General features: G+C 57.5%; 12 protein-coding genes and 1 pseudogene. 5 read left to right on the top strand and 8 right to left on the bottom strand.

The window, feature by feature from the left end:
* The 7 genes from GC177_09865 to rimO all read right to left on the bottom strand — a co-directional run.
* A partial coding sequence (locus tag GC177_09865) for a hypothetical protein (protein ID MBI1276258.1) occupies positions 1 to 473 on the bottom strand: 473 nt, incomplete at its 3' end.
* Positions 470 to 1,300, bottom strand: coding sequence for an ATP-binding cassette domain-containing protein (locus GC177_09860; protein MBI1276257.1), 831 nt, complete (start codon positions 1,298 to 1,300; stop codon positions 470 to 472). The genes GC177_09860 and GC177_09865, both read right to left, overlap by 4 nt.
* 6 nt (positions 1,301 to 1,306) lie before the next feature.
* Positions 1,307 to 2,131, bottom strand: coding sequence for an ABC transporter permease (locus GC177_09855; protein ID MBI1276256.1), 825 nt, complete (start codon positions 2,129 to 2,131; stop codon positions 1,307 to 1,309).
* A 32-nt stretch (positions 2,132 to 2,163) separates the two neighbouring features.
* Positions 2,164 to 3,291: an aminotransferase class V-fold PLP-dependent enzyme gene (locus tag GC177_09850; GenBank protein ID MBI1276255.1), complete on the bottom strand. Its 1,128-nt coding sequence runs from the start codon at positions 3,289 to 3,291 to the stop codon at positions 2,164 to 2,166.
* 7 nt (positions 3,292 to 3,298) lie between these two features.
* On the bottom strand, positions 3,299 to 4,390 hold the full coding sequence (gmd, locus tag GC177_09845) for a GDP-mannose 4,6-dehydratase (GenBank protein ID MBI1276254.1): 1,092 nt from the start codon (positions 4,388 to 4,390) through the stop codon (positions 3,299 to 3,301).
* A 311-nt stretch (positions 4,391 to 4,701) separates the two neighbouring features.
* Positions 4,702 to 6,159 (bottom strand): mannose-1-phosphate guanylyltransferase/mannose-6-phosphate isomerase, encoded by a 1,458-nt coding sequence (locus tag GC177_09840; GenBank protein MBI1276253.1) that lies wholly within the window; start codon positions 6,157 to 6,159, stop codon positions 4,702 to 4,704.
* Between the two features lie 167 nt (positions 6,160 to 6,326).
* Positions 6,327 to 7,661 carry a 30S ribosomal protein S12 methylthiotransferase RimO gene (rimO, locus tag GC177_09835; protein ID MBI1276252.1) on the bottom strand — a complete coding sequence of 445 codons (1,335 nt, stop codon included), beginning with the start codon at positions 7,659 to 7,661 and terminating at the stop codon, positions 6,327 to 6,329.
* A 180-nt stretch (positions 7,662 to 7,841) separates the two neighbouring features.
* On the opposite strand from rimO, the gene GC177_09830 reads away from it, so the two are divergent.
* The 3 genes and pseudogenes from GC177_09830 to mtgA all read left to right on the top strand — a co-directional run bounded on the left by GC177_09830 (position 7,842) and on the right by mtgA (position 9,534).
* Entirely contained in the window at positions 7,842 to 8,435 is a 594-nt protein-coding gene (locus tag GC177_09830) for a DedA family protein (GenBank protein ID MBI1276251.1), read from the top strand.
* 115 nt (positions 8,436 to 8,550) lie between these two features.
* A complete protein-coding gene (locus tag GC177_09825) occupies positions 8,551 to 8,745 on the top strand; it encodes a hypothetical protein (GenBank protein MBI1276250.1) in 195 nt (64 codons plus the stop codon).
* Positions 8,746 to 8,788: 43 nt separating this feature from the next.
* Positions 8,789 to 9,534: pseudogene (gene mtgA / locus GC177_09820) on the top strand (monofunctional biosynthetic peptidoglycan transglycosylase).
* 8 nt (positions 9,535 to 9,542) lie between these two features.
* Here mtgA and GC177_09815 read toward each other — a convergent pair.
* The gene (locus GC177_09815) at positions 9,543 to 11,882 is read right to left on the bottom strand and encodes a hypothetical protein (GenBank protein MBI1276249.1); all 2,340 of its coding nucleotides are present in this window, start codon (positions 11,880 to 11,882) and stop codon (positions 9,543 to 9,545) included.
* 188 nt (positions 11,883 to 12,070) lie between these two features.
* Here GC177_09815 and GC177_09810 point away from each other — a divergent pair, with 188 nt between their 5' ends.
* Together GC177_09810 and GC177_09805 are read left to right on the top strand one after the other, a co-directional pair.
* Positions 12,071 to 13,642: a SulP family inorganic anion transporter gene (locus GC177_09810; protein MBI1276248.1), complete on the top strand. Its 1,572-nt coding sequence runs from the start codon at positions 12,071 to 12,073 to the stop codon at positions 13,640 to 13,642.
* Positions 13,629 to 14,270 carry a carbonic anhydrase gene (locus GC177_09805; protein ID MBI1276247.1) on the top strand — a complete coding sequence of 214 codons (642 nt, stop codon included), beginning with the start codon at positions 13,629 to 13,631 and terminating at the stop codon, positions 14,268 to 14,270. The genes GC177_09810 and GC177_09805 overlap by 14 nt, the downstream gene beginning before the upstream one ends.
* The last annotated feature ends 18 nt before the right edge of the window (positions 14,271 to 14,288 follow it).

Here is a 14,288-nt window from a genome sequence, read left to right as displayed (position 1 = left end):
ATCCCGGCTGCCACAAACACGCTTGCCAGAAACACCAGTATGGACGATGTCGCCATCCAGCCGAACAACACGGCAAGCAATTTGCCTTCCCGGGGCTGTTTTTTACCCCAGCTCCCGCCCGTCATCGTCTGGCGCAGGTTATACAGCACGCGTTTGACGAATGGCGCCAGCCTGCGCCTCAACTTTAATTTCTGGCTCTTGCTGCGCTCAACAAACTTGCGGACGAACAGGCTCATGCGGATAAGCGCGGGCACGGCGCGCGTGGTCATCAGCTCCACATGCCTGCCGTCGATGTGATGATCCTCCAGCAATGCACGCACATTGCCTTCCAGCCATTTGGGGCAGGCAATCACCAGCTTGACCCGGTCATCGGCAATGGCGGCTTTCATGATAAAACCCAGCAAACGGCTGATGCCCTCCTTGCGAAGGGAGACTTCCGGCGGGTAACCGAGGAAAATGCCGATACGCTTCATCCACGCCCCCGTTTGGATTTACTGGCCCGTTTTTTGTCAGGGGACGGCTTACCGGCTTTCTGCTCGGGCGGCACGGCCATCACCTCGCGGTAACGCTCCACCGCCGCTTCCACCGTTCCGTCAAAAATCACCTGCCCCTTATGCACCACCACGCCTCGGTTGCACAACATGCTGACCGCCTCCATGTCATGCGAGGCCAGCACCATGATCTCTGCCGTATGGATCAGCTCCTGCATCCGCCGTTTGGCTTTTTCCTTGAATTTCACATCCCCCGCGCCGATCACTTCGTCCAGCAGCAGGATATCCCCTTTGATGGCCGTAGAAATGGCGAATGCCAGCCGCACCATCATCCCGGCGGAGTAGGTCTTCACGGGGTAATCGATGAAATCCCCGAGATCGGCAAAGGCAACGATTTCTTCGCTCATGCTGGCGAGGTTCTTAGGCGTCTCCCCCAGCAGCAATCCGCGATACATGATATTCTCGCGCCCCGTGGCCTCCAGCTCAAACCCAAGCGTCAGCTCAAACAGCGCGCGCACATTGCCGCGGATGGTGCGCTTGCCACCGCTGATGGGGTAAAGCCCCGCCATGGTCTTCAGCAGCGTGCTTTTGCCCGCGCCATTATGCCCGAGCAGCGCTACCCGGTCGCCATGTTCAATGCGCAGGTTCACCTTGCGCAACGCATGGAAATCCTGCTGGTTTTTAGGGATGGAACGCGGGTTGAGCATGCGCAGCGCGAGCGTTTTCAACGACGTTTCGCGCCACGCCTTGGAGGAGTAGTGCACATCCACATCCTTCAATTCAATGATGCTGGAACGCGTTTTGGACATGCGAGCCTACAGGTAAAAAATGATTTTCTGTTCCACCCGGCGCAGGGTGATGAATGTCATGAGCCAGAGCAGCATGGCCGTGGCCAGCACAAAGCCGATATTGAAAAGGCTGGGAAACTCTCCGGCAAGCAGTGGCGCCCGCAGCAGCTGCAGCAGGTGATAGACCGGGTTCCATTCCAGCAGATAGCCAATACCCGCCTTCTCAAACATGCTGGCTTTCAGAAACACCGGCGAAACATAATAAACAATCTGCATCAGAATGCCGACCAGCTGCGTGAAATCGTAAAAATACGTGGCAATCACCGCGCAAAGCGACGCCAGCGGCCAGGCGATGAGAAAAAACATCACCATCGCCATGGGAATAAAAAGCCAGGAAATATTCAGATTCTCCGGATGAACCACCAGCGCCCAGCCGATCAGGCCGACGCTGGCCAGCATCAGGTTCACCAGCCCCGCCAGCGAATAACGCAGCGGATAAATCAGCACCGGGTGGGCGAATTGCTTGATGTAAGGCGCCGCCGTATAAAGGCATTTACAGCCCGTATTCACCGAGCCGGTCATATATTCCCACACCACCACGCCGGAAAAGATATAGAGCGCGTAATCCCCGATCGGCACCCCCATCAATTTGCCCATCACAAAAGCCAGCAGCATGGTCATGGCCAAAGGCTGGATGATGGACCACATCGGGCCGATCATCGAGCGGCGGTATTTGGTGCGCAGCTCGGCAGAGGTCAAATGCAGCCAGAAATAGCGCACCCCCCAGATACGTTGCATGTAGTCGATTTCGCGGATCATCTGCGCCCTATACCAGCCTTTGCGCAAGACCACAATCGGCCCGCTTATATTTAGTGAAACACACCCTATCCCTGGCGGCGAAGCCCTGCTTCGGCCCGCTGGAAATAACCTGCCACCTGTGCGCAGATTTCAGCCACATCCGCTTTGGCAAGCGCCGGGTAGCTGGGCAGGTTGACGCCACGCGCGCCAAGGCTGGTGGCCACGGGGAAACCCTCTTGCGTTAACCCTTCAAACATGGGGAAAATGTGGGACGGGTAGAAAAGCGGACGCGTTTCCACCCCCTGCGCCGCCAAGTGCTCGCGCAGCGGGTCGCGGTCTTCCGCGTCATTCACCATGATGGAACACATCCAGTAGGAATGCCTGGTCCCCGGCGCCTCGGCATGCACGCTCACCGGCAGGCCCTTCAGCCCCTCGCGGTACCATTCGGCCAGTTCGCGCTTCTTGGCAATGGTGGCTTCCGCCCTCTCCAGCTGGGCGCAGCCGATGGCGGCCTGGATGTTGGTCATGCGGTAATTATAGGCCACGATATCGTGCCAATACTGGCGCGTGGCGCTCACGCCCTGATTTTTCAGGTGCGCCGCGCGTTTATAGGCCGCCTCGTCCTTGAAGGTCACCATCCCGCCCTCACCGGTGGTGATGGTCTTGTTGCCGAAAAAGCTGAACGTACCGGCATCGCCGAACGTCCCCACATGCCTGCCCTTGTAGAGCGTGCCGAAGGCCTCGGCGCAATCCTCCACCAGCAGCAGCTTGTGCTTCTGGCAAATCGCCATGATGGCATCCATGTCGCAGGCCTGACCGTAGAGATGCACCACCATCACCGCCTTGGTCTTCGGTGTGATGCGCTTTTCGATATCCGCCGGGTCCAGCTGCCAGTAGGTGGGCTCGGATTCCGCGAATACCGGCACCGCCCCCGCCTGCACGATGGTGTTGACCGAGGCCACATAGGTCAGCGTCGGCACGATCACCTCATCGCCCTTGCCGATCCCCAGCGCCTCCAGCGCCAGATGGATGGCCACCGTGCCGTTATGCACGCTGGTGGCATAAGCCGCGCCCGTAAACTCAGCGAAACCCTTCTCAAACCGGTTGATGAACTCGCCTTTGGAGGAAATCCAGGTCGTGTCCAGGCACTGGTTCACATAGGCCTTTTCATTGCCATCCAGGCTCGGCTGATAAACGGGGTAACGCAGCGCCATAACCGGCCTATTCGTTGTAGTTGAAGTATTTATAGCCATGTTTCTTCACCAGCGCGTCGCGCTCGGCCAGCTTCATATCCTCGCGCATCATCTCCTCCACCAGCTCGCTGAAGGTGATCTTGGGCGACCAGCCAAGCTTCTGCTTGGCCTTGGTGGCATCCCCCAGCAGCGTGTCCACCTCGGCGGGGCGGAAATAGCGCGGGTCCACAGCCACGATGCATTTGCCGGTGGCGGCGTCATAGCCCTTTTCGTCAACGCCTTCGCCCTGCCAGTCCACCTGGATGCCGATTTCCTTGGCGGCCACACTCACGAACTCGCGCACGCTGTGCTGCTCACCGGTGGCGATCACATAATCCTCGGCCTGCTGCTGCTGGAGCATCAGCCACTGCATTTCCACATAATCCTTCGCATGGCCCCAGTCGCGGAGCGAGGACATGTTGCCCAGATACAGCCGCTCCTGCATGCCGAGCTTGATGCGCGCCAGCGCGCGGGTGATCTTGCGGGTCACGAAGGTCTCGCCGCGAATGGGGGACTCGTGGTTGAAGAGAATGCCGTTGCAGGCATAAATGCCGTAAGCCTCGCGGTAATTCACCGTGATCCAGTAGGCATAAAGCTTGGCCACCGCGTAAGGCGAGCGCGGGTAGAAGGGCGTCGTCTCCTTCTGCGGGATTTCCTGCACCAGACCATAAAGTTCGGAGGTCGAAGCCTGATAGAACTTCACCTTTTTTTCCATTTTCAGGATGCGGATAGCCTCCAGAATGCGCAGCGCCCCCAGACCATCGGCATTGGCGGTGAATTCCGGCTCCTCGAAGGATACGGCCACATGGCTCTGCGCGGCGAGGTTATAGATCTCGTCCGGCTGCACCTGCTGAATGACACGGATCAGGCTCAGGCTATCCGTCATATCCCCGTAATGCAGAAAGAAATTGCACCCTGCTACGTGCGGGTCCTGATAGAGATGATCGATACGGTCGGTATTGAACAGCGACACCCGGCGCTTGATGCCATGCACCTCATAGCCCTTCTGCAGCAGGAATTCAGCGAGATACGCCCCGTCCTGCCCCGTGATGCCGGTGATAAGTGCAACTTTTTTGCTCATGGCCGTTCCTAAACCGCTTTTGTTCCAGATTTAAAGACAGCTTAGGTAAACAAAACTAAGGCTGGTGACAACCGTTAATGCAGAAGGCTTGTGGAATACCCGTTTTCGTTCAGAATTGCGCTAGGCTGAGCCGACAAGACCGCAAAAAGCGGCTTGGACGCGTAGCGCCAGCAGGGTGAGTTTCGTTAAAACGAAACGAATCAAAATAGATGGTTCATGAACACCAAAGCGGAGCGTACTTCAGTACGTGACATCGGAGCACAATAAACCAGCTATTCGCAGGCCAGCCTAGTAGCAATGATGAGCGGAAACTAGGCGACGCGGCCGTATACATCCTGGAAGCGAACAATATCGTCTTCTCCCAGATAAGCCCCGCATTGCACTTCAATGATGACAAGGTCTTCCGTGCCGGGGTTTTCCAGGCGGTGCTTATTACCGGCCGGAATGAAGGTAGACTGGCTCTGGCCGATGACCAGTTCCTGCTCGCCATTCACCACATGGGCCGTGCCTTTGATGACCACCCAATGCTCGCTGCGGTGATGATGCATCTGCAGCGACAGCGAAGCACCCGGCTTCACCACGATGCGCTTGGTCTTGAAACCCGGTCCTTCTTCCAGAATCGTATAGGTCCCCCACGGGCGATGCACGGTGTTGTGCAGCTTATACACCTCGTGGTTGGCCGCCTTCAGCTCACCCACAATGTTCTTCACATCCTGGCTGCGCTCACGCGTCGTCACCAGCAATGCATCATCCGTGTCCACGATCACCAGGTCCTGCACGCCGATGACACCCACCACGCGGTTATCGCTGCGCACATGGCAATTATCGGCATCCTGCAGAATCACGTGGCCGGTGGTGGTATTGCCGCGCGCATCCGCCTGCCCAACTTCGTCAGAGGCCGCCAGCCCGGCCACGGCATCCCATGATCCCACATCGCTCCAGCCGATGCTGGCGGCCACCACGGCCACGTTCGGGGCCTTTTCCATGATGGCATAATCGATGGAAATATTCGGCACACGGGCAAAATTGTCCGAATCCAGCGAAAGGCGGGTATCGTCGCCCTCGGGCATGGCGGCCTTCACGGCTTGCAGCACCTCCGGCGCATATCGCTCAAACGCTTCCAGTATGCTGTCAGCCTTGAAGCAGAACATGCCGGAATTCCACAGGAATTTACCATTGGACAAATACCGCTCGGCCATTTCCTTATTGGGTTTTTCCACGAAACGCTTGGCGCGAAAGCTGCCTTCCTCGCGCAGCGGGCGCTCATCGTCGCACTCAATATAGCCATAGCCCGTTTCCGCATGAGACGGCGTGATGCCGAACGTCACCAGATGGCCCGAACTGGCCAGGCTCACCGCGCGTGACACGGCATTGCCGAATTCCAGCGGCTTGGTAATCACATGGTCCGCCGCCAGCACCAGCATGATGGCGTCCTCGCCCACTGCGCGGGAAAGCGCCAGTGCGGCGGCAGCCACCGCAGGCGCGGTGTTGCGCCCGGTCGGCTCCAGCAGGTAGCGGATCGGCATTTTGGAAGGATTTACCGTGGCGAATTCATCGGCGCTTTTGAAATAATGCTCTTTATTGGTCACCGTCAGCACCTGCTCGGCCCCCGGTAGCGCGGCGGCGCGCATAAAGGTCTGCTGCAGCAGGCTGTGCGGACCATTGAGTTTCATGAAAGGTTTGGGATGCGCCTCGCGCGAAACCGGCCAGAGCCGGGTTCCCGCCCCGCCGGACATGATGACGGGATAAATGACGGGCAGAAGTTGCATGGGCACTCCCTGATTTTGCCTGATATTGGGCTGCCTTTATACGGGTTTTTCTTCGCAAATGCAAACAACTATCCCATCTTTAATAGAAGTTTCATATTGAAGCATAACCAAAAGTTGAGAAAATAAATACGATTATAGAGGCGTTTGCCGCTTGCTTCTTCAAGCGTTTAAGCGGTTTTGCCGTAAAGGTCGTATTCGCTGCTGCGGCTGATGGAGACCGGCACGATCATGCCCGGCTTCAGCGCCCTGCCCGCCTTCACATGCACCACACCGTCGATCTCCGGCGCGTCGAACTGGCTGCGCCCCTTGGCGGTGCCGTCGGCATGCACCTCGTCGATGATCACCGGCAATGTCTTGCCGATATGCCGCTCCAGCCGTTTCGCGCTGATGGCCTGCTGCACCTGCATGCAGCGGTGCCAGCGGGCTTCCTGCACGTCCGGCGGCACGTGGCCTTCCAGCGCATTGGCGGCCGCACCCTGCACCGGTTCGTACTTGAAGCAGCCGGCGCGGTCGATCTGCACCTCTTCCAACCAGTCGGTCAGGATATCCATATCCTCTTCCGTCTCACCGGGAAACCCGACGATAAAGGTGGAGCGAATCGCCAGATCGGGGCAGATATCGCGCCATTTCTTGATGCGCTCCAGTGTCTTTTCCTGGCTGGCCGGGCGGCGCATGGCCTTCAACACATTCGGGCTGGCATGCTGGAAAGGAATGTCGATGTAAGGCAGAATCTTGCCCTCGGCCATCAGCTCAATCACCGCATCCACATGCGGATAGGGGTAGACATAATGCATGCGCACCCACACGCCGAGCTCACCCAAAGCCTGGGACAGGTCAAGGAATTTGGCCTTCACGCTGCGGTCTTTCCACATGCTTTCGGCATATTTGATGTCGACACCGTAAGCCGAGGTATCCTGCGAAATCACGAGGATTTCCTTCACCCCCGCGCCCACCAGCTTCTCTGCCTCGCGCAGAACATCTCCCACCGGACGGCTCACCAGGTCGCCACGCAAAGCCGGGATGATGCAGAAGCTGCAGCGGTTGTTACAGCCTTCGGAAATCTTGAGGTAGGCATAATGCCGCGGCGTCAGCTTCACTCCTTGCGGCGGCAGCAGGTCCAGATACGGATCGTGCGAAGGCGGCACGGCCTCATGCACGGCATTCACCACACTCTCATATTGCTGCGGCCCGGTAATGGCCAAAACATTGGGGTGACGCTCGCGAATCTTGTCCGGCTCGGCCCCCATGCAGCCGGTGACGATCACCTTGCCGTTGGCCTTCATCGCCTCGCCGATGGCATCCAGCGACTCCTCGCGGGCGGAATCCAGAAACCCGCAAGTATTCACCACCACCACGTCGGCATCGCCATATTCCTTGGTGAAACCGTAGCCTTCCGCGCGAAGCTGCGTCATGATGCGCTCGGAATCCACCAGCGCCTTGGGGCAGCCGAGGCTGACGAACCCGACTCTAGGCTGGGCGACTTTGGGTGATGCGTGGGTCATATGCGTATTCCTGATGAAACCGCGCATCTATCATGGGCTTATGACGGCGCGGTTACAGCACGGCCACATAGAAGCTTTTGCGCGATTTAGCAAGAATTGCGGCAAAACACTCCGCATCAGTGCTTGCGGATGCAACGCAAAACCCACTATGTAAATGCCATCCAATGACGAAAGCGAACGATGGAATCCGTTACCGAATTCTTCATGCACCTGGTGGAAAAGCTCGGCTATTTAGGCATTTTCATCGCCACTGCCGTGGAAAGCACCTTTGTGCCGCTTCCGGCTGAAATGACGCTGATTCCTGCGGGCATCCTGGCGGCCCACGGTAAAATGCATTATTGGCTCATCCTGCTTTCCAGCACGGCGGGGGTGATTGTCGGTTCGCTCGTCAATTACTGGCTGGGCCTGCGCTTCGGCCGCGCCCTCATCATCAAATACGGCAAATATGTGCTGATGAACGAGGAGTTCCTCGCCAAAACGGAAACCTTTTTTCAAAAACACGGCGCCTACGCCACATTCGGCGGCCGCCTGCTTCCGGGGCTACGCCATTACATCGCCTTCCCCGCCGGCATTGCGCGCATGAACCTCAAACGCTTCACCATCGCCACCTCGCTCGGCGGCGGCATCTGGATGTGGATTCTCCTTCAGCTCGGCTTCATGGCCGGCGTTAAAAACCCCGACGGCGTCGACACGCAAACCGTAGAGCAAATTATCCTCGGCCTTTCCGCGCTACTGGTACTCATGTATTTCGTAAAAGCTAAACTGCTGAAATAAAATACTTTATTTCGCTTGATTCGGGCACGCTTATGCGGATATCGGTTTCGCCTACGGAAATTTTATCCGTCCCGGCCTAAGGTGAAGGCTGATTCATCCACATGCACCCGCGCACATGAAAATGCTCAACAAAAAAAGCAATGCGTTCGTCGCCGCCTATACCCAGGGCGGCATCATGCCCTTATTGCTGTCTCCCGGTGGCAGGCTTTCACCGCTTGCTTGCCACAAAGCTGCATCCTTGTATGCTTGCAACGAAGAACTGGGGGCGCAGAGCGATGACACGCAAGGGGCTTATCTTATCGTTGTTTAACGTGATGCGGCTTGTTTGCCTGATGGCGCCGCTCACCGCCTGCATGGGCATTGATGATTACAAGGAAGTGGACGAAGACCCGGTCTATGACTGGATCGAGGATCGTTCTTGATTGGACACGCCGTGCTGGCCAAACTGTTCCGCTATTTCTTTCTGGCTGTTTTTTTCTATATCGGCGCCATCATGGCGCTAGGCGCGGTGTATCGTTTTATACCGCCGGTCTCCACGCTCATGCTTGGCCGTGCACTGACATTCCAAAGTTTTTATCGTGATTACACGCCGCTTTCCGGTATCAGCCGCAACCTGCAACGGGCCGTCATCGGCGCGGAGGACGGGCGCTTTTGCGAACATAAGGGGGTGGACTGGATTGCCTTGAACACCGTGATTGAAAACGCCGGCAAACGTGGGCCGAAGCGTGGCGCCTCCACCATTTCCATGCAGGTGGCCAAAAACCTGTTCCTCTGGCCCAGCCGTTCCTACACACGCAAGGCGCTGGAAATACCCATCGCCATGTATCTGGATTTCATCTGGCCCAAATCACGCATGATGGAAGTCTATCTTAACATCGCCGAATGGGGTGACGGCATTTTTGGCGCGGAAGCCGCCGCGCGCACCTATTTCGGCAAGAGCGCCGTTTCCCTCACCCCGGCCGAAGCCGCCTTAATGGCCGCCGCGCTGCCCAACCCCACCCGGCGCAACCCTGCCCATGCCCATGCGGGCCACAAACAATATGCCGTGCGCGTGCAGGGCCGCGCCAACAGGGGCGTCGATAGCTCCTGCCTGCGCTAACTCCCGCACTAACTCATGTAGCGCATCACCGCTTCATCCCAAAGGTCTTCATCCGCCAGCATCGGCTCAATCAGCCGGGCCGCTTCCTCACCGCAATGGGTCACCAGTTCCTCATGCTCCGGCAATTCCGCCATGCACAATTCGATCATTGCCAGCGGCGCTAGCGCAAATTCCTGCGCGCCGTAATGGTAGTTATAAGCCGCCAGTGCCAGAAGATTATCCCGCTGGTCCAGCACCGACTGCACCGCATAGCGTAGAATGGTGCGCTTGCGCTGCTGATATTCCTCAATCGAATCCAGCGCCGAGGCAGTTTCCATCAGATCTTCCAGCGGCGCGTGGGATTTGCGGACAATGCCAATCGTCTGCCCGTTGGTGGAGGCGATCACCTTCTGCAGCATCGGAGGATGAATGGCTGAATCCGTAATGCCATAAGCCGCCTGCTCACCGATAATGAGATGAAACAACAGATCGCCTTTATTAGAGACAGTTTCACCGGATTGCAGCGGGATATCATGGAGCATTGGGTACTGCGTCTTCTCACGCAGCTTGGTGATCAGGCGGTTAGCTTCCGTCGTCAAATCCTTCAGCTGTCCTGCATAGGTTTTGTCCTGCGACAGCAGGCTCCAGAATCCGTAATCGGGGTTCACTCCCTCCCCCGTGAAATAATCCGGATAATCCTTCATCACTTCCAGCTCATGCTGGTAGCCATGCCGGTTCATGTAACGCTTCACCAGCTGGCGGTATTCATGGTTGAGGCTGCCAAGCCGCTGCCACGGCTGGCTGATTTTCAGCGGCAATTCGTCCCTGTTCACCAGCGAGGTGATCTGCGCCGCCAGGCTGCGAAAAAACACATGAAACGATTCGCTCACCTGCAACAGCCCTAGCGGGCTGGCGGCCTGCCCCATTTCCGCATGACGCAGATAACTCTTTGAAAGGTTGGCGTAGGGATTGTTGTAAGGCTCTTCAAGCCGGTGCCCGATGAAATCCGGCTCAATGGGCTTAAGACGGCTGAAATCCATGAACACCTGGGCAAGCTGCATGATGGGCACATTCAAAATGGGCTGTTCATCCAGCTGGATGTTCGATTGCGGCAGGGTAGGTATCTTGGGCTTTATCTTGATGGTGGGCGGCTTGATGTAACGCTCCCACGCTTCCTGCCACCATTGGGGATGTTCCATCAGCCGTTCGATACATTGCCGTGCCTCGGTTGAAAGCGCATCATACGCTTCATCCTGTACCAGCGCCTCGGGCTTCACTCCCGCCGTCATCAGCCAGGCAAGCGGCGCCAGCGCATGCGGATGCTCGCGCTCCTGGTTATGGCAGGCCAGCACCATCAACAGCCATTGCTCTCGCACCAGCACATCGCGGATTATATCCAACTGCGCCTGGTAATCCGGCCAGAGCTGTTCCAGCTCCATCGCGCGCAGCGATTTGAAATGCTCCACCAGCATGCCGTGGCTCTTACTGTCAACATACGTGGTCTGTCCGGCATTACGCATCAGCGCCAGGCTCAGTTCGGGAGGATAGACCGCTGCATCCTTGATACCGTGCTCCGTATAGGAGGTAAGCAGCATAAGGTACAAAAGCCGGTTGTTATTATAATCGTTGCGGACATTGACCATCTCGCGCCCCCCCTTAAGCGGAATGGTGCCCTGCGTGTCGGAAATGTCACGCACCTCTTTTATCACCTTACCCAGCCGGTTACGCAAACGGCTCACCGTCTTGCGGTGCGGGTTGTCATTCTCCAGCAGCAAGGCCATGATATCGTCGCGTTGCGCCGCATACTTGGCGAATATCTCCGGGTAGTCATTCGCCAGTTCGCGTGCGCTGTAGCCTTTGCGGGCAGTATAGGCCGCATAGGCATCCGGCTCGCTTTCCGCCAGCTCTTCCATGCCGCCTCGCATCCCGGCACCGTACTGGGCGAACAGGCGGGGGTGCTTTTCCAGCAACTCATCCACCGAATCGCACTGATGCCGCTTGCAGTATTGGGTGATATGCTCCTGCCATTGCGCAAGCAGCTCATCCAGCTCCTGTATCAGCCCGGTAAAGCGCTCCGGCAGCCGTTCCTGGTCCACCTCCGCCCACATGGCGGTGGGAATGACACGAAAAAACCCATGCAGCGCCTCATTCACCGCCGCCATACCCTTAGCCGGCGATGTGTGGCCGCGTGCGGCATGCGGCATAAAACTGGGTGTGATCGCCGCACCCGCCTCATAAAACCCTTCATGGTCGGCCTGCGCGCCCAGCCAGATATCCCCCACACCATCAAGCGACATCATATCGCCCATCATGCGCACAAGCTGCATGATGGTTATGGGGTGAACGTGCTCTGGCTTGGCTTCGGTCATGATGCCTGTCTAATAAACCTGCATGACAATATGGTGAACCCGCAACGCCCGGCACGATATGCAAACCATGCCGCCAAAACAGCTAAAAATGCATAGCATGCCTTTGCATTTTAGGGCCATTTACGCTTGCATTTGCTTGGTTTCCAGCATTATGCTGCGCCGCACATAATTTAAAGATGAGGTGGCGGATGACGACGAAGCGCATGTCGATGTGGAGAAACTGGCGTTACGATTTGCCTGCGGCCCTGGTGGTTTTTCTTGTAGCGCTTCCTTTATGTCTTGGCATTGCATTGGCTTCGGGCGCATCTCCTCTTTCCGGCCTGATAGCGGGCATCGTCGGCGGTGTCGTGGTCGGCATTCTCAGCAAATCCCCCCTCAGCGTCAGCGGCCCGGCTGCGGGCCTCACGGTCATCGTACTGGCCGCCATTCAATCCCTGCCGAGCTACGAGGCATTCCTTCTGGCCGTATGCCTGGCGGGCGCCATACAGCTGGCCCTGGGTTATGCCCGCGCGGGCATCATTGGGGATTTTATACCTTCCTCGGTCATCAAGGGCATGCTCGCCGCCATTGGCATTATTCTTATTCTTAAGCAGGTGCCGCATGCGTTCGGTTACGATGCCGACTACGAGGGCGACCACGCATTCTTTCAGCATGACGGGCAGAACACCTTCTCCGCCCTGCTGGAAATGATCAACCACATTACCCCCGGCGCGGCCATTATTTCGCTCATCTCACTGGCTTTCCTCTTCACCTGGGACAACATCCAGCCGAAGCTCAACAACGCATTGCGTTACCTGCCCGGGCCGCTGGTGGTCGTGGGCTTTGGCGTGGCGGCGAATCTGGCCTTCCAGCGCTATGCTCCCGGCCTTGCCATCCAGCCGGAACATCTCGTGGCCGTACCGGTGGCGGATTCCGCCTCGGCCTTTTTCGCCCAGTTCTCCACGCCGGATTTCAGCATGATAGGCAATCCCGCCATCTGGTCCACCGCCGTCACGCTGGCGCTGGTCGCCAGTGTGGAAACGCTGTTGAGCATCGAGGCCATCGACAAGCTCGACCCATTCAAACGCATCACCCCCACCAACCGCGAGCTGAAGGCACAAGGCATCGGCAATATCGTCTCCGGCCTCATCGGCGGCTTGCCCATCACCTCGGTTATCGTCCGCAGTTCGGCGAACGTCTCTTCCGGCGGGCGCACTCGCATGTCTACCATCTGCCATGGCCTGCTGCTGTTGCTCTGCGTAATCAGCATTCCCACCCTGCTGAATCAGATTCCCCTGGCAGCCCTTGCCGCCGTGCTGATTGCGGTGGGTTACAAGCTTACCAAACCCGCCATCTTCATGCAGAAATTCGCCAAAGGCTGGGAACATTTCATTCCCTTCACCGCCACCATCCTGGCCATTCTCATGACCGATCTGCTGGTCGGCATTGGCGTGGGCATTGTGGTGGGCATGGGGTTTGTGATCGTCCAGAACTGGCGCGCGGCCATCGTCACCGTGACGGACGGCAACAAATACCACATCAGCTGCAAGAAGGACCTCTTCTTCATCCATAAATACGATCTCAAACAGACGCTCGACCGCATCCCCGAAGGCTCAAGCGTGCTGCTGGATTTCAGCAAAGTGAACTTTATTGACCTCGACAATGTCGAGATTATCCAGGATTTCATGACCGCCGCCCCTCACAAGGACATCGCGCTGACGGTCAAAAACCCCAATAAATCCTCCACCACCTTAAGCGAGCTGATCCATGAAGCGGCATGAACAATTACTGCTGGAGAACAAGGCCTGGGCGGCCGACCGTGTAGAGAAAAACCCGGAATTCTTCAAAAGCCTGGCAAAAACCCAGACGCCGGACTTCCTTTGGATTGGCTGCTCGGACAGCCGCGTCTCGCCTGACGAAATTACCCAGGCCGAACCTGGCAATATTTTCGTGCATCGCAACGTGGCCAACCTTGTAGTGCCGACCGACATCAACCTCCTCAGCATCGTGCAATATGCCGTTGAGGTTCTGAAGGTCAAACACATCATTATCTGCGGCCATCACGGCTGCGGCGGCGTGAAAGCCGCGATGGGAGATGAATCCTTCGGCCTGATCGACGAATGGCTTCGCCATATCAAGGAAGTCCACCGTCAGCACCGACAGGAAATCGACGCATTGCCGACCGAGGAAGCACGCCTCATCCGTCTCATCGAGCATAATGTCCGCGCACAGCTTATCAACCTTGCCCGATCCGGTATTATCCAGCGCGCATGGAAAGAACACAAACAACCGCTGCTCCATGGCTGGGTCTACAGCATGCAGGACGGCATCATCCAGCCGATTCTGGAACTCTCGCGCGATACGCCGCTTGATGCACCCCTGCCCAGCGCCTCACGACGCGCGGCATAACAAAAAAGGCCGCCCGCG

The organism is bacterium (assembly GCA_016124905.1).
Taxonomy (GTDB): domain Bacteria; phylum Pseudomonadota; class Alphaproteobacteria; order Rickettsiales; family RI-342; genus RI-342.
The sequence above is the reverse complement of the archived record's forward strand: the minus strand, read 5'-3'. Positions and strand labels throughout refer to the sequence as shown.

Coding starts and splice junctions, on each gene's coding strand:
- GC177_09840 (MBI1276253.1), bottom strand. CDS start 6,159: ATGCAACTTCTGCCCGTCATTTATCCCGTCATCATGTCCGGCGGGGCG.
- GC177_09830 (MBI1276251.1), top strand. CDS start 7,842: ATGGAATCCGTTACCGAATTCTTCATGCACCTGGTGGAAAAGCTCGGC.
- GC177_09805 (MBI1276247.1), top strand. CDS start 13,629: ATGAAGCGGCATGAACAATTACTGCTGGAGAACAAGGCCTGGGCGGCC.
- GC177_09825 (MBI1276250.1), top strand. CDS start 8,551: ATGAAAATGCTCAACAAAAAAAGCAATGCGTTCGTCGCCGCCTATACC.
- rimO (MBI1276252.1), bottom strand. CDS start 7,661: ATGACCCACGCATCACCCAAAGTCGCCCAGCCTAGAGTCGGGTTCGTC.
- GC177_09860 (MBI1276257.1), bottom strand. CDS start 1,300: ATGTCCAAAACGCGTTCCAGCATCATTGAATTGAAGGATGTGGATGTG.
- GC177_09815 (MBI1276249.1), bottom strand. CDS start 11,882: ATGACCGAAGCCAAGCCAGAGCACGTTCACCCCATAACCATCATGCAG.
- GC177_09850 (MBI1276255.1), bottom strand. CDS start 3,291: ATGGCGCTGCGTTACCCCGTTTATCAGCCGAGCCTGGATGGCAATGAA.
- GC177_09810 (MBI1276248.1), top strand. CDS start 12,071: ATGACGACGAAGCGCATGTCGATGTGGAGAAACTGGCGTTACGATTTG.
- gmd (MBI1276254.1), bottom strand. CDS start 4,390: ATGAGCAAAAAAGTTGCACTTATCACCGGCATCACGGGGCAGGACGGG.